Genomic DNA, 18049 nt, shown 5'->3' on the forward strand with positions numbered 1-18049 from the left:
CCTGGGCCGACCCGACGCTCCTGGAGACCGCAGTGCCCCTACCCCTCCCCCGCCCACCGGCCCTGTTGAAGGGGCTGGTCGCCGTCGTCCTGGCTGCCGCGTTCGCCGCCCAGGCGGTCGCGGCGCTGCTGCCCCACGTCCCGCTGCTGCTCGCCGCGACAGCCGTCTCCCTGGCCACCGAGGGGGCCCTGTACCGGTGGCAGCGCGGGGTGCTGTCGCTGTTCGCCAAGTCGCACGCGGACATCACCGTGCGGCACGTCCTGCGGGACCTGCTCCTGGTCGTGGCTCTGCTGCGGCTCGGCGAGCAGGACCGGGAGACGGTGTACGCCCCGCTCGTCGCCGGGCTGCTCGCGTTCTACGTGCTGCACTGCGCGATCCAGGCCGTCTCCGTGCTGGTCCGCCGCACCCGCACCCTGCCCGTGGTGACCCGGAACATCGACGCCTCGGCGCTGCGGCTGTCCCCGGCCCCGTCCGTGCTGCTGCGCCGCCCCGGCCACCGGCTGCTGGTGTTCGGCCTGCCGGCGACGGCCGGGCTGCTGGCGTCCGTGCCGGGCGACCGGCCGGTGTACGCGGCGGCGGGCATCGCGCTCTCCCTCGCCCTCGCGCTCACCGGCCTCGGCGCGCTGCTGCTCCGGCTGCTGCCGGGACGCCGTCCGGCCGGCGAGCAGGAGGTGCTCGACTGGCTCGACGGCTGGCTGGCCTCGTACCGGCCGACCGTCGGCCTGTACTTCTCCGGCGGCGCCTCCTCGGCCTACCAGGCGAACATGTGGCTGGAGCCGCTCGCGAAGCTGGAGGGCAGGCCGGTCATCGTCCTGCGGGAGCGGTTCATGGTGCAGAAGATCGCGGCGACGGACATCCCGATCGTGTGCCTGCCGAAGGTGTCCACGCTGATGCGGCTGGAGCACTCCACGCTCCAGGTCCTCATCCACCCGTCGAACTCCGGCAAGACCTCGCAGGTGCTGCGCATCCCCACGATCAAGCACACCTTCGTCAACCACGGCGAGAGCGACAAGCTGTCCTCGTGCAACCCGTACGCGAAGGCGTACGACGAGGTGTGGGTGGCCGGCCCGGCGGCTCGCGAGCGGTACGCGCTGGCCGAGGTCGGTGTCGAGGACAAGGACGTGGTGGAGACGGGCCGCCCGCAGCTGGACGGCGTGAGGCCGTACGCGGGTCCGCCGGCGGGGGCGTGGACGACCGTCCTGTACGCGCCGACCTGGGAGGGCTGGGACGGCAACCCCGGCAACACCTCGGTCGTGGAGGCCGGCGAGAACCTCGTGCGGGCGCTGCTCGCCGACCCGGGCGTGCGGCTGCTGTACAAGCCGCATCCGCTGACGGGGTCGGTGGACCCGCGCGCGGGCGCCGCCGATCTGCGCATCCGGGAGCTGATCCGGGCGGCCAACCGGGAGCGGGGCGAAGCGCGTCCCCCGGCCGGTGCGGACCTGGCCGCCCGCGCCGCCGAGCTGGACCGGCTCACCACGTCCGTCTTCCGGGCCGGGGCCGACACCGTGGAGCGGATGCTGGTGCAGTCGGCGCCGGAGCCGGGCCGCGCGGCGGCGGTGACGCGGGCGACGGCCGCGTGGGAGGAGGCGTACTGGGCCTCGCTGCCGGAGGGTGAGCACCAGGTCGTCACGGACGCCCGGCCCACGCTGTACTCCTGCTTCAACGTGTCCGACCTGCTGATCAGCGATGTGTCGAGCGTGATCAGCGACTTCCTGGCGAGCGGCAAGCCGTACGCGGTGGCCAACACCAGCGGGCTGCCCGAGGACGCCTTCCGTACGGCGTTCCCGACGGTGGCGGCGGCGACGGTGCTGACGCCGGACGCGGCCGGCGTGCCGGACCTGCTGGAGACCGTCCGGCACCCGGAGAAGGACGGACTGGCCGAGGCGCGGGCCGAGTTGAAGCTGCGCCTGCTGGGGCCGGACGAGCCGTCGTCGCAGGAGCGGTTCGGCGAGGCCGTGCGGGCGCTGTGCGCGAAGGCCCGGGACCACCGGGCCCGGGTGGCGGAACGCCTGGCGGCGGAACTGCCCGGGCAGCGCACGGAGGCGGCGGTTCCGACCGCACCGCGCTGACGGACGGGACGACCGGACGACCGCGGGGCCACTGGAAGAATCCAGTGGCCCCGCACCGCTGTAGACGTGGCGTCGGCGCCGCCCGCGGTCACGCCGCCGGCCGCACCTCGCGCGAGTGCAGCACCCGGCGCGCCTTGCGCACCGCGCGCCGCATGAACGTGTCCACGCCGCCCTCGCGGTAGCCCGGGAAGGCGCGGGCCTCGCGGGGCTCGGCGAGGTAGACCGAGTCGGGGATGCCCGCGGCCCGGTCGCGGAAGTGCGGGTAGACGAGGTAGACCCGGCGGCCCTTCCTCTCCAGGAGGGCCGCCGCCTGCTTCTTGGCCTTGACGAACTTCACGACGTCCAGCAGCAGTTCGGGCCGCTGCTCGGCGACCAGGTGGAGGCGCAGCCGCTCGTGGACCTTCAGGCGCTGGGCGACGCCCTCCGTCCAGTAGGCGTCCATCAGCGGCTTGGCCAGCTCGAACTTGTGCCGGCGGATCTCCTCGCTGTCCGTGAGGTACTTGGGCCCGAACTGCGGCAGCAGGGTGACGAGGAAGGGCCGGACCATCAGCTGGTCGCGCCGGCCGCCCGCCGGGAGGTGCTCGGCGATGAGGTTCATCAGGGCGCGCGCGGAGTCGAAGCGCAGCGTGTAACTGCCGCTCTTGGTCACGTGCTTGCCGTCGTCACGGCCCACCAGGTAGTAGCAGGTGTGGTCGGCGACGACCGAGACGCCGTCCGCCCGCAGGTACGCCTCCATGGTGAACAGCGCGTCCTCGCCGGTGAACAGCGACTCGTCGAACCGCATGCCGTGCCGCTCCAACAGCTCGCGGCGGAACAGCTTCTGGGCGCTGAGCGTGAACTTGATGTTGGAGGAGAAGACGTCCGTCCGCTCCACCGTCTTCCCCCACATGGACTTCGGCGCGGAGCGGTTGACGCCCTCGACCTTGCCGAGGACGACGTCCGTGCCGGCGCGGTCGGCCATGGCGACCATCCGCTCCAGTGCCTCGGGGCCCAGCCGGTCGTCGGCGTCGAGGAAGAAGACGTAACGTCCGCTCGCCTTGCTCAGGCCGACGTTGCGCGGGCCGCTGGGGCCCCCGGAGTTCTCCTGACGGACCACCAGGACGTGCATGGGAGCGCGCTCGGCGAACTCCTCCAGGTACTCCCCCGTGCCGTCCGTCGAGCCGTCGTCCACCGCGATGACCTCGATGCGCTCCGGATCGAGGGTCTGTGCCTCGACGGACGCGAGGCACTCGATCAAGTACGGCATCGCTTCGTACGCCCCGATGATCACACTCACATCAGGCTGCGCAACGGTCACGTTTCCCCCTAGTCAATGGGATATTCCCCCCGTATCGCCTCATTCGCTACTTGGTAGACGAGTGATCGAGGCAAGCGGTTGCCTCAAACACACGTGTTAGTGAGACACCTCACATGGTGAACCGACAGGAATCGGGAAAACGAAAAGGTTCGGCCCCCGAGGAGGACTCCTCGGGGGCCGAACCTCTCAGCGGGCGGCGGCAGTTCAGGCCGTGCCGACACCGTCCGTCTCACCGGCCGCGGACACCCGCTGCCCGGGTACGGCGTTCGCCAGCTCGCTCTCGGCGGCGGCCGAGACCCTTGACTCCTGGCCGACGTTGCGCGTCTCGGCCTTGATGGCGAGGTTCGCGACCGCGGTGTTGAACTGGTCGATGGAGGCCGGCTCGTCCGGCCCCAGCAGGTACTGCTTGAGCTCCTTGCGGTCCTCGGCCAGCGGGTCGGCGGCCGGGTCCCGGACCGCGCCGAGCAGCTCGCCCAGCTCGGTCGCGCTGTTGGACAGGATCACCGCGGCACGCACCGCCGTGTTGTTCCGCTTGAACTCCTCGGCGCCCACCTCCGCGGAGTCCGTGACCGCGTACGGCTTGCCGCTCGCGATGAAGTCGGAGACCACGCTGGAGATGTCCGAGACCATCGCGTCGGAGACGTTGAAGCAGTCGTACAGCCGCGGCTCGGCGCCGGTGATGACGCGGTGCTCCCAGGCGGGGAAGGAGCGCCAGTAGGCGTCGTTCCACTCGGCGCGCAGCCGGGCGACCTCCTCGTGCCGCGCGACGTCGACCTGCCCGTCGCGGGTGGCCTCGGCCTCGTCGCGGCCCTTGTCGCCGCCGGAGCCGGCCAGCTGGGCGATGCGGGCCTCGATCCGGGCCAGCTCGGCCTTGGCCTGCGTCTGCGCGGTGCTGTCGGCGGCGAAGCGCGAGTCGGCGGCACGCTCGGTGGCGGCCTTGCGGACCAGGGCGGCGATGCGCTGGTGGGCGTCCTTGGCGTCCTTGCTGACGGTGCCGGTGAACGGGTGCGGCTTGTACAGCACCCGGACCGGCGGGTCGGCCGTGACCAGCCGGTTCACGATGTTCTCCCCGGCGAGCACGATCGAGGTGTTGCCCGGGTTGCCGTCCCAGCCCTCCCAGGTGGGCGCGTAGAGGACGGTCGGGATGCGCCCGTCGGGCACGCCCTGCCAGGTCTGGATGGGGGCGAGCTGCGGGCGGCCGACCTCGACGATGTCGTCGTCGCGGACACCGACGTCGGCGATGGCGTAGCGGTCGCGGCCGGCGCGGCCGGCGGTCCACACCTCGTCGTAGACCTTGCTGAACGGGTTGACGCTGGCGAGCTTGTCGCTGTCGCCGTGGCCGATGAAGACGTGCTTCATGGTGGGCACGCGCAGCATGTGGATGTTCTTGCCGACGTTGGCCGCGTAGAGCGCGACGCGCACCGTGGACAGGTCCAGGTTCATCAGGTGCACCCCTCCGGGCACGCAGATGACGGGGACCGTGGTGGGCGCCAGGTTGTTCAGGATGGCCCGTTCACGCAGGATGATCAGCGGCTTGGTGTCCAGGTTCTCCATGGTGTCCAGCCACATGTTGACCTGGTAGGCGGAGTCCTTCGAACCGGAGAAGTACAGGACGGTCTCCGGCTTGTACTCGCCCAGCCAGTCGTCGACGGCGGCGAGGACCCGCTCGGCCTTCGGCGGGATCTTCCGGCCGCGCACGTACGGCACGAGCGCCAGGACGTACAGGGTGCCGAGGGCGACCGTGATGCCGATGCCGACGAAGCCGACCAGGGCCGACTTGACCTGTGCGGCGACCAGGATGCCGACGACCGCCGCGAGGTCGAGGTGCAGCATCTTCTCGGCGGAGCGGTGCAGCAGCCCGCGCGGCGGGGCGTCCGGGATGCGGATCCGGGACTTCAGGTCGACGTTGCGCGTGGCGACCGGCATGCGGCGGCGGTTGCGGATCAGCTGGACCAGCGCGCCGTGCGGGGCCTGCAGGCCGTAGAAGGCGATGAAGCAGGCGATCGCCCCGTAGTAGATCAGGTTGTCCGCCAGGGACAGCCGGGCCAGCAGCAGGACGAGCAACAGCTGCCGGATCAGGAAGCGGATCGACAGGCCCGCCCGGACCTTGCCGAGGCGGTTGATCAGGTAGCTGCCCTTGCGGTGCAGATAGTGGTCCGCCAGGTACGTCACGGCGGCCGCTGCCGCGAAGGCGGGGACGCTCGGGACGAGCGCGGCCAGCATGAGAGCGGGGAAGCCCGCCACCATGAGGACCGCCGCGGCCAGCTCGGCCGCGCTGCCCACCCGGGCGACGCGAATAGCGGTGGATATCACGGAGAAACCTGCTCTTGGGAGGGGTGTGCCGGTCTTGTTCTGAAATGCGGCTGGTCTGTGAATATTCGCGAGACTGTATGGATTCAGGCCCCTGCGAACACTCCTGATGACGAACACCGTTAACAGGAGGGCGCAGAGGCCTGAATTACTGAAGTCTATTTGGCGCCAATTATTACACGCCGTCCTGCCGGTCCAGCACCGAGGCCAGCGCCTGCTCGAAGCCGGACGCCCGGGCCGCGCCGGCCGTCGGGTCCTGCTGGCGGACGTCGATGACGTGGCCGGTCAGCTCGGACAGCAGCACGTCGAGCGAGGTGCGGGCCACGGCCTCGGAGGACAGCAGGGAGCCCGCCGGCTCCTGGCCGAAGGCCTTGGTGCGCATCGGGGTGGCGGTGCGCTCGGGGTTGATGCAGTTGACGCGGACACCGTCGCCGGCCCACTCGTCGGACAGGGCCTGGGTGAGGTTCACCATCGCGGCCTTGGTCGAGGAGTACAGGCTGTACTCGGCGCGGCCGCGGGTGTAGCTGCTGGAGGTGTAGAGGAGCAGCTGGCCCTTGGTCTCGGACAGGTACTTGTACGACGAACGGGCGATCTGCACCGGGGCCAGGTAGTTGACCTTCAGCGCCTCCTCGATGGTGGCGTTGTCGGTCTCGGCGAGCTTGCCGATGCGCAGCACGCCCGCGGTGTTCACCACGTAGTCGATCCGGCCGGTCTCGGCGTACGCCTTGGACAGCGCGTCGTCGACCTCCTCCGGGTTCTCCACGTGGGTGCCGGTGGTGGAGCGGCCCAGCGCGTAGACCTTGGCGCCGTAGGACTCGGCGAGCTCGGCGATGTCCTTGCCGATGCCGTAGGAGCCGCCGAAGACGACGACCGTCTTGCCGGTCAGCAGCTCGCGGTAGGCCTCCTCGGAGACCTGCTCGGGCGCCGCGGTGGAGGCGAGCTGGAAGAGCTTGTCGGCGATGAAGACGTCGACGGGCTGGGTGACCTTCATGTTGTACTCGTCACCCGCGACGACGTGGATCGGCACGTCGGGCAGGTACTTGAGCACCACGGAGCAGTCGTCGGTCGCCTGGAAGTTCGGGTCGCCGGACGCGACCTCGTAGGCCCGCTTGATCGTGGACAGCTTGAACGCCTGCGGGGTCTGGCCGCGGCGCAGCCGGGAGCGGTCCGGGATCTCGGTGATGAACTCGCCGTCCCCGCCGTGCGTGCGCGTGACGATGATGGTGTCCGCGGACGGGATGGCGACGTCGACCGCCTGGTAGCGCTCCAGCGCCGCGACACAGTCGTCGATGACGCGCTGCGACAGCAGGGGGCGCACGGCGTCGTGGAAGAGGACGTTGACGTCCTCGCCCTCGGCCAGGCCCTCACCGAGGGCGGAGATGGCGCGCTCGGTGGTCTCGTTCCGCGTGGAGCCGCCCTCGATGACCTTCGAGACCTTCTTGAATCCGGCCTTCGCGACAATCTTCTCGACATCGGGCACATAGCCCGGCGCCATCAGCACGATGACGTCGTCGATCGAGTCGGCGTTCTCGAAGGTGGTCAGCGTGTGCTCGATGACTGCCTTGCCGGCGATCTTCAGCAGCTGCTTGGGGATCGACAGACCCACCCGCTGACCGGTGCCACCGGCCAGGATCACTGCGGTGGTACGGGGCTTGGCTATGTGCTGGGACACAGGTGACCTACCTTGGGGCGACAGGGAACTCGGAAATGGTCCCACTTGTGGTTACCGCAGTGCAAGGTGAGCGACCTCCGCCGCATATGTGCGCGCAACCTGCCATTCACCTCCCACTCCTGGTGATTGGTGAGACGGTTCCGAGGACGTGCGCGAAATGCGCTGTGAGTAACTCCACAGGAGCGCAGCGGCGTCGGAGCCGCTTGCGGCAGCGGTGACCCAGGACCTTCACGAGTTCCTTGGACGACGTCCGGTGCACGGTACGCGCTTTGACGGCGTCCCGCGCACCACGCCCGTCGCCGCAGGCGGCGCGGACCGGGCCCCGGTGTGCGGATCTTCACGCCCCGGGGCTGGGGGCTGCACGCGTTCTTCATGAACCCGGTCGCGAATTGGGCGCGCCCCGCCGCCCATTGCCGCGGAATTCCCGGTCAAGATTCCGCAGCAATTCGGTCTCGGCGAGAGCAATACGCCCGAGGCCCGGGTCGGACTTCTCACACGGCTCGCCCGTCGCGCACGGCGAGGAGCCCGGGACTCCTCGGAGTCCCGGGCTCACAGGGGGTCGTGGGCCGGGTCAGACGACCTCGACGCCCGGGCGGCCCGCCTCGACCCGCAGGCGGGCCAGCGTGCTGGGCGTCGCCGTCGGCTGCCGCACCGTGTCGACCACCCTGACCTGTGCGTCGATGCCGGCCCGGCGGATGTCGAAGAGGTGGTAGCCGCGGTGCGCGTCGAGCAGCTTCCAGTGCGGGTTGTCCGGCCGCCGCGGGTCCCACTCCCGGCGGAAGGCCGCCTGGTCCTGGTCGCCGTTGCTGGAGATGGAGGTGCCGACGAACTCGGCGCCGACGACCGCGGAGTCCGGGTCGGCGTAGTCCTCCTTGAGGTCGCTGATCATCGTCAGGTGCCGGTCGCCGGAGAGCACGACGGGGTTGCGGACCTGCTTGAACTCCTCCATGAACCGGTTGCGTTCCGCCTGGTAGCCGTCCCAGGCGTCGTAGAACCAGAGCTTGCCCTCGCCGACCTTGAGGTCCGTCTCGGCCATCATGATCTGGGAGGCGATGAGGTTCCAGCGGGCGGGCGAGTCCTGGAGGCCGTTCAGCAGCCACTGCTTCTGCCGGGCCCCGAGCATGGTCAGCGACGGGTCCTGGGCGCCTTCCTGGCTGGTGGCCTGGTCGCTGCGGTACTGGCGGGTGTCCAGGACGTTGAGGCGGGCCAGGCGGCCGAACTCCAGGCGGCGGTACATCCGGATGTGCGGGCCGTTCGGGACGGCGGTGGCGCGCACCGGCATGTGCTCGTAGAACGCCTGGTAGGCCGCGGTCAGGCGGGCCACGAACGCGTCGTGCGGCTGCTTGTCCGGGTCCTGCGGGATCTCGCCTGCGAAGTCGTTGTCCACCTCGTGGTCGTCGAAGCTCACCACGAACGGCGCGTTCGCGTGCATCGCCGCGAGGTCCGGGTCGGTGCGGTACTGGGCGTACCGGTTGCGGTACTGGACGAGGCTGAACGGCTCACCGGTGCCCTCGTGCCGCCGCAGGGCCGTCACCGAGGGCGTGGACTCGTAGATGTAGTCGCCGACGAACACCACGACGTCCGGGTCCTGGTCCAGCATGTCGGCGTACGGCGTGAAATAGCCGTGCTGCCAGTTCTGGCAGGAGGCCAGCGCCACGCGCAGGGAGCCGCCGGCGCTGTAGGGGTGGGGGGCGGTGCGGGTGCGGCCGACGGGCGAGAGCTGTCCGCTGGTGCGGAAGCGGTACCAGTAGCCGCGGTCCGCGCGGAGCCCGCGTACGTCCACGTGAACGCTGTGCCCGTACTCGGGCCTGGCCTGGGCGGTGCCCCGGCGGACGAGCTTTCTGAACCGGGAGTCCTCCGCGACCTGCCACTCCACCGGCACCACGCGGTCGGGCATCCCGCCGCCGTTCAGCGGGTCCGGGGCGAGCCGGGTCCACAGCACGACGCCGTCCGGCAGCGGGTCCCCGGAGGCGACGCCGAGGCTGAACACGCCGTCGGGCAGCGGCGTCTCGGCCGCGTGGGCGGCGGCCGGAAGCCACAGCTGGGCGGAGGCCGCGGCGCCGAGCACCGCGGCACCGGCGGTCAGAAAGCGGCGTCGGTCGGGGGATACTGCTCCGGTCATCGGCTGACTCCCTTACCTCGCTGGCCACTTGGACACTGGGAAGCTTCACGCTCGCGGGCGGTCCGCCCGCTGAACGCCGGGGTTCACGTACATGACAACTAAGCAGACAAAAGAAGACCCGCCGCCAGCGCTGGAACAAGCCTTTACCGGGACGGGTCTGACGGGTGATCAGTAAGCGAAGCCGGTGCCGAGCCGGGCACCTGAGGCGGTCGTCCCGAGGAGCGTGTTACCGAAGGTCGTGGTGCCGTTGGGGCTGACGACGGTCGTGGGGCCGGACTTGAAGTACCACACGGACCCGGCGTTGCCGTTCTCCCCCGGCGCGCCGGCGGCCAGGTCGGCCAGACCGTCGCCGTTCGCGTCCGCGAGGTGCACGGCCTTGCCGAACGCGTCGGCCGCCTCGGCGGCGCCCGGCACGTTGGGCGTGTCCTGCGTGACCACCTGCGCCCCGCTGCCGGTGAGCCCGTCCGCCGTGCCGCGCAGTACGACGACCGCGCCCGCGCCGGAGACCGTGCCCAGGTCCTCGCCGGGCAGGCCGGTCACCACGTCCGGGTGGCCGTCGCCGGTGACGTCGGCGATCTGCACGTCCGTGCCGAAGCCGTCGCCGCGCTCGGCGGAGCCGGGCACGCCGGGGCTGTCCTGGTTGAGGTACCTGGCCCTGGTGCCGTCGGCCCCCTGCGCGCCGCCCGGTATCCAGGTGACCCGGCCGCCCTTGGCCGCGGGGGTGTCGAGGTCGCTGTCGTACCCGTCGACGGCCCGGCCGACCACGATGTCGTCGTAGCCGTCCCGGTCGATGTCCCCGATGTCGAGGTTCTCGCCGCCCTGGAGCCGGTAGCCGTCGGCGCCCTGCACGGTGGTGTACGGGGAGAGTCCCTGCCTGCCGCCCGGCCAGTACACGACCCGGCGGGCGTCGTACTCGTCGCCGTCGTTCTCGGTGGCGGCGACGTCGGTGATCCCGTCGCCGTTGATGTCACCGGTGGCCAGGTCGAGGACGCGGCTGTCGAACTCGTCCCGCACGAGCTGCTCACCGGCGTCCGAGGAACCGTCGCGGGAGAACGGGCCGTTGAGCACGCGCAGGTTGAACTGGTTCTCCACGGTCACCAGGTCCTCGGCGCCGTCGCCGTTCACATCGCCGACGGTCAGCCGCCCCTGGGCGCCGAGCCCGTCGTACGCCTTCCCGGTGGCCAGGACGGCACTGCCGGACAGGCCCTTCGGGCCGCCCCACAGGACCTCGACGAGCCCGGACTCGGCGCCGCCGTCGGCGGTGTCCTCGCGGCCCACGCCGACGACCAGGTCCGCGTATCCGTCGCGGTCGAGATCGGCGGTGGTGAGGGCGCTGCCGAAGGCGTCGTCCGTCTCGGGACTGCCGGGGACACCGGCCGTGCTCTGGCTGACGACCTGCCGCGTCGTGACGTTCAGCCCGTTCGCGGAGCCGTAGACGACGGCGACGTAACCGGCTCCCGCCTTGCCGCCGACGGTCGCGCTCGGGGCGGCCACCGCGAGGTCGGGGTAGCCGTCGCCGTTGAAGTCGTCGTGGAGCTTCGCCGCGGTGGACGCGGCGACGGGCTCGGCGTGCGCGGCCATCGGGGTGGTGACGGCCGCGACGACGGCGACGGCCGCCGCGACCGTTCGGCCGAGCCTGCGCTTGCTCATGGACTGGGGCACGTGAACTCCGGAGATCCGCTGGCAGTTGCCACGCGGAACGGAACAAGATCCGCTCCGCGCCGCCCAGTACGACTCACCACACGGCGACTTGGTTGCCCCGGAGTCCGTTGCGCATTTGCTTTCCGTTAACCCAGGAGGCTCAGAACGGCTCGAAGTCGTCGAACTCCCGCTGCGCCTCGTCCCGCTCGGCCTGCCGGTCCTTGCGGCGCTGCGCGGCCGGCCGCGCCCCTTCGAACCGGTGGTCCTCGCCGCGCCGGCCGAGCATCTCCGCCCCGGCCGTCAGCGACGGCTCCCAGTCGAAGACGACCGCGTTCTCCTCGGGGCCGATGGCGACGCCGTCGCCGCCCCGGGCGCCCGCCTTCACGAGCTCTTCCTCGACCCCGAGGCGGTTGAGCCGGTCCGCCAGGTAGCCGACCGCCTCGTCGTTGTTGAAGTCGGTCTGCCGCACCCAGCGCTCGGGCTTCTCGCCGCGCACCCGGAACAGGCCGTCGGCCTCGCGCGTCACGGTGAAGCCGGTGTCGTCCACGGCCTTGGGCCGGATGACGATCCGCGTGGCCTCTTCCTTCGGCTTCGCGGCCCGCGCCTGCGCCACGAGCTCCGCGAGCGCGTACGACAGCTCCTTCAGCCCCATGTGTGCCACGGCCGACACCTCGAACACGCGGTACCCGCGGGCCTCCAGGTCGGGTCGCACCATGTCGGCCAGGTCCTTGCCGTCCGGTACGTCGATCTTGTTCAGGACGACGATCCGCGGACGGTTGTCCAGCCCGCCGTACTGCCGCAGCTCCTCCTCGATGACGTCGAGGTCGGAGACGGGGTCGCGGTCCGACTCCAGCGTGGCGGTGTCCAGGACGTGCACCAGCACACTGCACCGCTCCACGTGCCGCAGGAACTCGAGCCCCAGGCCCTTGCCCTGGCTGGCTCCCGGGATGAGCCCGGGCACGTCGGCGATGGTGTAGACCGTCGAACCGGCCGTGACGACACCGAGGTTCGGCACGAGCGTGGTGAAGGGGTAGTCGGCGATCTTCGGCTTGGCGGCGCTCAGCACCGAGATCAGGGACGACTTGCCGGCGCTCGGATACCCGACGAGCGCGACATCGGCGACCGTCTTCAGCTCCAGGACGACGTCCCGCAGGTCCCCGGGCTCGCCGAGCAGCGCGAAACCGGGCGCCTTGCGCCGGGCGGAGGCCAGCGCCGCGTTGCCGAGGCCGCCCCGGCCGCCCTGCGCGGCCACGAAGGACGTGCCGTGCCCGACCAGGTCCGCGAGGACGTTGCCCGCCTTGTCCAGCACGACCGTGCCGTCCGGCACCGGCAGGACCAGGTCCTGCCCGTCCTTGCCGAAGCGGTTGCCGCCCTCGCCGGGCTTGCCGTTGGTGGCCTTGCGGTGCGGGGAGTGGTGGTAGTCGAGCAGCGTGGTGACGGACTGGTCGACGGTGAGGATCACGTCCCCGCCGCGACCGCCGTTGCCGCCGTCCGGGCCGCCCAGCGGCTTGAACTTCTCGCGGTGGACGGAGGCACAGCCGTGGCCTCCGTTACCCGCGGCGACGTGCAGCTCGACGCGGTCCACGAAGGTGGTCATGGTGGGTGCCTCCAGAAGTACGTACGAGATTTACTTGTTCAACGAGATGTACTTGTTCAACAAGCGAAAGGCGGACCCGCCTTCCCGCAACGGGAAGTGAGGTCCGCCTCGCGAGAGTGTCCGATCAGGCGACCGGAACGATGTTCACGACCTTGCGGCCACGGTGGGTGCCGAACTGCACCGAACCGGCCTGCAGCGCGAACAGCGTGTCGTCGCCGCCACGGCCGACGCCCGCACCCGGGTGGAAGTGGGTGCCGCGCTGACGGACCAGGATCTCACCAGCGTTGACGACCTGACCGCCGAAGCGCTTCACGCCGAGCCGCTGGGCATTGGAGTCGCGACCGTTCCGAGTGGACGATGCGCCCTTCTTGTGTGCCATTTCTCCTCAGTCCCTTACTTCGCAGCCGTGGGGATCTCGGTGACCTTGATCGCCGTGTACTGCTGGCGGTGGCCCTGGCGACGGCGGTAACCGGTCTTGTTCTTGTAGCGCAGAATGTCGATCTTCTGCCCCTTGTGGTGGTCCACGACCTCGGCCTGGACCTTGATGCCGGCCAGCACCCACGGGTCGCTGGTCACGGCGTCGCCGTCGACAACGAGCAGGGTCGAGAGCTCGACCGTGTCGCCAACCTTGGCAGTGGAAATCTTGTCAACCTCAACGATGTCGCCGACAGCAACCTTGTGCTGGCGACCACCGCTGCGCACGATGGCGTACACGCGGAACTCACTCTCTCGCTCGGGAAACGGCACCCCCGCAGGCCAGCCGCCCGACACAGCGGGCGGCCTCTCCTGGGCGCCCGGCGCCCGGAGGATGAGGTTTACGGGGATGTGACGCGTCAGTCGACACGCCGACGGTCAAGGTTACGGGGCCGCGGCCGAGGGGGTCAAACCGAGCCGGGCCCCCCGCCTGTGCGTCCGGTCACTCCGGACGCACAGGCGGCATACGGGTCAGTCCTCGTCGGTGGAGGCCGAGACGGAGGAGAGCGTCTGCTCGGCCGCCGCGGTCTTCTTCGACGTGGTCTTCTTGGCGGCCGTCTTGGTGGTCTTCGCCGCCTTCTTGGCCGTCGTCTTCTTGGCCGCGGTGGTCTTCTTCGCCGCGGTCTTCTTGGTGGCGGCCTTCTTCGCCGTGGCCTTCTTGGCCGTCTTGCGGGCCGTCTTCTTGGCCGGGGCCGCCTCCTCGGCGGGCTCGCCCGCCTCGGCGGCCGGAGTGCCGTCCTGCGACGGCTCCTCCGCGGCGGCCGACGGGACGACCACGACGGCCGCCTCGTCCGACGCGGTGGGCGCCGTGGACTTGCGCACGGCCCGGCGCCGCGGACGGGCCGGGGCGGCGCTCTCGGCGGTCGCCTCGGCGGGCTGCCCGGCCTGCTCAGGCTGCTCGGCCTGCTCGGTCGCCTGCGGGGCCTCGGACACCGCTGGCGCGGTCTCGGCGACCGTCACCACGGCCGCCTCGGCACCCGCCGGCGAGCCGGCCGGAGCGGACACCTTGCGGGTGGCCCGCCGCCGGGTGCGGCCCTTCGGCGCGGCCTCCTCGGCCACGGCGGCCTGCTCGGGCTGCGCGGGCTGTTCGGCCTGCGCCGCCTCGACCACCGGGTCCTCCACGGCCACCGGCTCGGCCTGCGCCTCGGCGGCCGGCTCCGGCTGCACCGGGCGAGCGGCCTCCTGCGCGGCCGTGACGTCCTGAGCCGTGGGAACCCCGGCCTCGGCCTGCTCGGCCCCGCGCTCGTCCTGCCCGGCCCTGTCCTTGGCCCGCTCGGCCTTGTCCCTGCGCGGCTCGGCCGCCTCACCGCGCGGCGAACCCGCCGGGGCCGACGCCCGCCGGCTCGCCCGGCGCCGCGACCGACCGCGGGTGGCCGCGGCCTCCGCCTCGGCGGCGCTGCTGTACAGCTCCTCGTCCGGCTCGAAGGACGGCTCGGGCAGCGCGATCGGCTCGGCGACCTCGGCCACGACCTCGGCCTCGGTCTCGGCCTCCTGCTCGGCGGTCTCGACGGCGGCCTCGTGCACGTGCGGCTGCTCGGCGGCACCGGCACGGGCACGCTTCTTGCGCTTGCCGCCGCCTCCGGGGGCCGTCGGCTGCTCCATGTGCACGATGACACCGCGGCCGTTGCAGTGGACGCAGGTCTCGGAGAAGGACTCCAGCAGACCCTGGCCCACCCGCTTGCGGGTCATCTGCACGAGGCCCAGCGACGTCACCTCGGCGACCTGGTGCTTCGTGCGGTCCCGGCCCAGGCACTCCAGCAGGCGCCGCAGCACCAGGTCCCGGTTGGACTCCAGCACCATGTCGATGAAGTCGATGACGATGATGCCGCCGAGGTCGCGCAGTCGCAGCTGGCGCACGATCTCCTCGGCCGCCTCCAGGTTGTTCCTGGTGACGGTCTCTTCGAGGTTGCCGCCCTGGCCGGTGAACTTGCCGGTGTTGACGTCGACGACGACCATCGCCTCGGTCCGGTCGATCACCAGCGAGCCGCCGCTGGGCAGCCAGACCTTGCGGTCCAGGGCCTTGGCGAGCTGCTCGTCGATCCGGTAGGTGGCGAAGACGTCGACCTCGCTGGTCCACTTCTGCAGCCGCTCGGCGAGGTCCGGCGCGACGTGCGAGACGTACCCGTGGATGGTCGACCAGGCCTCGTCGCCGCTGACGACGACCTTGGAGAAGTCCTCGTTGAAGATGTCGCGCACGACCCGGACGGTCATGTCCGGCTCGCCGTACAGCAGCGTCGGCGCGTTGCCGTTCTTGGCCTTCTTCTGGATGTCCTCCCACTGCTGCTGCAGCCGCTCGACGTCCCGGCGCAGCTCTTCCTCGCTCGCTCCCTCGGCGGCGGTGCGCACGATGACGCCCGCGTCCTCGGGGACGATCTTCTTGAGGATGGTCTTCAGCCGGGCCCGCTCGGTGTCGGGCAGCTTGCGGCTGATGCCGGTCATCGACCCCTCGGGGACGTAGACCAGGTAGCGGCCGGGCAGGGAGACCTGGCTGGTCAGGCGGGCGCCCTTGTGCCCGATGGGGTCCTTCGTCACCTGGACGAGCACGGACTGCCCGGACTTCAGGGCGGACTCGATGCGGCGCGGCCCGTTGGCCATGCCGAGCGCCTCGAAGTTGACCTCACCGGCGTACAGCACGGCGTTGCGGCCCTTGCCGATGTCGATGAAGGCGGCCTCCATCGACGGCAGCACGTTCTGCACCTTGCCGAGGTAGACGTTGCCGACGTACGAGGTCGACTGCTCCTTGTTGACGTAGTGCTCGACGAGCACGTTGTCCTCGAGGACGCCGATCTGCGTACGGTCGCCGTTCTGCCGGACGACCATCACGCGCTCGACGGCCTCGCGCCGGGCCAGGAACTCGGCCTCGGTGATGATCGGGACGCGGCGGCGGCCCTGCTCGCGGCCCTCGCGGCGGCGCTGCTTCTTGGCCTCCAGACGGGTCGAGCCCTTGATGGACTGCACCTCGTCGGACGGTTCGGCCTTCGGGCGGGGCTCGCGGACCTTGACGACCGTGCGCTCCGGGTCGTCGTCGGAGGGCTCGGCGTCGGTGGCGGTGTCGCCGGCGCGGCGACGGCGGCGACGGCGCCTGCGGCTGCTGCTGGAGCCGCCCCCGGCCGACTCGTCACGGTCGTCGGCCTCGTCGGCCTCCTCCCGGTCCTCCTCGGTCTGCTCGGCGGTGTCCTCGGCGTCCTGCGCGGCCTGGGCGGTGGCGACCTGCTCGGACTCGGCGTCCGTGGCTTCGCCGGCCTCGGTGTCGGACTCGGCGGACTCGCCACGCCGACGGCGGCGGCCGCCCCGGCGACGGCGGCGGCGCGAGCCGGCCCCCTCGGCTTCCTCCTGGTCGTCGCCGTCGGCCTGGTCCTCGGCGGAGTCCTCGGCCTCGTCATCCGTCTCGTCGACGGCGGTCGCGGCGGCGGGGGCCTCGGCGGCCTGGGCCTCGGCCTCCTCGCCGGCGCCCCGGCGCCGACGGCGGCGGCGCGCCCCGGACGGCTGCTCCTCGCGGACGTCCTCCGCCTGGGCGAGTTCCTCGGGCTCCTCGGTCTCGGCCGCCTCGGCGGCGGCAGCGGCGGCGGCCCGCTCCGGCGTCTGGAACTGGGGCTCGGTGAACACGGGCGCCTGGAACAGCGCGACGGCGGGCCGCGCCGGACGCGCCGACGACTCACTCTCTCCGGCCGCCGCACCGGCGCCGCGCGAGGAGCGCTGCGCGGGCTGAGCGGGCTGAGCGGGCTCGGCGAAACCGGCGGCGGCCCTGCGGACGACCCGCCGGCGCCGACGCGGTGCGGCTTCCTCGCCAGGCTCGGCAGTCTCGGCGGCACCGGCCGTCTCGGCGGCCTGAGCGGCGGGGGCGGCTTCTGCAGGGGTCTCGGTGGCGGCCTCGGCAGGGGCTGCGGCGGGGGTCTCGGTCACCGGGCTCTTCGCCTCCTCGGCGCTCCCTTCGGGCGCGTCCACGGGCGTCCCGGCGGGCGCGGACACCTTGCGCGAGGCACGCCGGCGGGTCCGGCGCGGAGCCGCGTCCTCGGAGGCGGCGGCTTCGGCGGCGGCTGCGGTGCCTTCGTCGGCGGCAGCGGGCTCGGTGCCGCTCGGCGCGGCCTGTCCCGTCTCCGCCTCGGCCGGAGCCGCGGCGGGCGAGGTCACGGTGCGTGTCGCACGGCGTCGGGTACGCCGGGGAGCGGCGTCCTCGGTCACCTCGGCGGTGGCCTCCGCGGGGGCCTCGGCCTGCTCCGACGCCTCGGGGGCGGCCGGAGCGGCGGTGGGCACCACGGTCTCGGCGGCTTCCGCGGCGGCCGGGGCACCGGCGGGCGCGGAGGCGCGGCGCACCACACGGCGCCGCTTGCGGCCGGCGGGCTCGGCCTGCTCGGCCACGGCCTCGGCAGGCTCCTCGGCGCTCACCGCGGCCTCGGGGGTCACCGCCGCCTCCGCGGCGGTCTCCTCCGCGGCGGCGTCCTCGGCCTCGTCGCTCTCGGCGAGGCCGGCCGCGAGTTCATCGGGCTCGGCGGCCGGTATGGCCGGCGCGACGGTCTCCACGGGCGCGTCGGAGGAGGCACCGGCGGGCGGACCGGCCGGGCGGGACGCGGCACGGCGCCGCCGGCGAGGCGGCAGGGTGTCGCTGGGAGTGTTCTGTTCGGAACCCTCTGTGGGTTCGGTCGGTTCGAGCATGCGGGCTTTTCTCCCGTCAGGCTCCCGGGCGCCGCGCCTGGTCCGGCGATGCCGGTGACGTCCGCGGCTCGCGCTGTGCGCGTCGCCGCCGTCCGGGGCGCGGGCGCCGCACGGGAGCTCTCTGTGTCCTGTCTCGCCGGTTCCGTACGCCGAATGCGTACGGCCTGGCGAAAGTCTTCTGGTCGGTGCGCTGCCCGACCCAGGTGGCTCCCGA

At 71.9% G+C, this 18049-nt stretch carries 10 protein-coding genes; 1 reads left to right on the top strand and 9 read right to left on the bottom strand.

Annotation, left to right across the window (positions count from 1 at the left end; translation table 11 throughout):
• Window positions 1-32: 32 nt before the first annotated feature.
• Window positions 33-2069, top strand: coding sequence for a CDP-glycerol glycerophosphotransferase family protein (locus ABZ948_RS33610; protein WP_359766005.1), 2037 nt, complete (start codon window positions 33-35; stop codon window positions 2067-2069).
• Window positions 2070-2157: 88 nt separating this feature from the next.
• Here ABZ948_RS33610 and ABZ948_RS33615 read toward each other — a convergent pair whose 3' ends face one another.
• The 9 genes from ABZ948_RS33615 to ABZ948_RS33655 all read right to left on the bottom strand — a co-directional run bounded on the left by ABZ948_RS33615 (window position 2158) and on the right by ABZ948_RS33655 (window position 17835).
• Entirely contained in the window at window positions 2158-3366 is a 1209-nt protein-coding gene (locus ABZ948_RS33615; protein WP_359766007.1) for a glycosyltransferase family 2 protein, read from the bottom strand.
• A gap of 204 nt (window positions 3367-3570) precedes the next feature.
• Window positions 3571-5649, bottom strand: a complete 2079-nt coding sequence (locus tag ABZ948_RS33620; RefSeq protein ID WP_359766046.1) for a CDP-glycerol glycerophosphotransferase family protein — start codon at window positions 5647-5649, stop codon at window positions 3571-3573.
• A 202-nt stretch (window positions 5650-5851) separates the two neighbouring features.
• Entirely contained in the window at window positions 5852-7348 is a 1497-nt protein-coding gene (locus tag ABZ948_RS33625) for a D-ribitol-5-phosphate cytidylyltransferase (RefSeq protein WP_359766009.1), read from the bottom strand.
• 571 nt (window positions 7349-7919) lie between these two features.
• A complete protein-coding gene (locus ABZ948_RS33630) occupies window positions 7920-9470 on the bottom strand; it encodes an alkaline phosphatase D family protein (RefSeq protein WP_359766011.1) in 1551 nt (516 codons plus the stop codon).
• Window positions 9471-9638: 168 nt separating this feature from the next.
• On the bottom strand, window positions 9639-11120 hold the full coding sequence (locus ABZ948_RS33635) for an FG-GAP-like repeat-containing protein (RefSeq protein ID WP_359766013.1): 1482 nt from the start codon (window positions 11118-11120) through the stop codon (window positions 9639-9641).
• A 151-nt stretch (window positions 11121-11271) separates the two neighbouring features.
• Window positions 11272-12708, bottom strand: coding sequence for a GTPase ObgE (gene obgE / locus ABZ948_RS33640; RefSeq protein WP_359766015.1), 1437 nt, complete (start codon window positions 12706-12708; stop codon window positions 11272-11274).
• Window positions 12709-12832: 124 nt separating this feature from the next.
• Complete coding sequence (gene rpmA / locus ABZ948_RS33645; protein ID WP_010041940.1) at window positions 12833-13087, bottom strand: 50S ribosomal protein L27; 255 nt, start codon at window positions 13085-13087, stop codon at window positions 12833-12835.
• Between the two features lie 14 nt (window positions 13088-13101).
• On the bottom strand, window positions 13102-13422 hold the full coding sequence (gene rplU / locus ABZ948_RS33650) for a 50S ribosomal protein L21 (RefSeq protein WP_003990208.1): 321 nt from the start codon (window positions 13420-13422) through the stop codon (window positions 13102-13104).
• A 231-nt stretch (window positions 13423-13653) separates the two neighbouring features.
• Window positions 13654-17835: an Rne/Rng family ribonuclease gene (locus ABZ948_RS33655; protein WP_359766018.1), complete on the bottom strand. Its 4182-nt coding sequence runs from the start codon at window positions 17833-17835 to the stop codon at window positions 13654-13656.
• Window positions 17836-18049 lie beyond the last annotated feature (214 nt).

The organism is Streptomyces olindensis (genome assembly GCF_040645895.1).
Lineage (GTDB): Bacteria > Actinomycetota > Actinomycetes > Streptomycetales > Streptomycetaceae > Streptomyces > Streptomyces olindensis.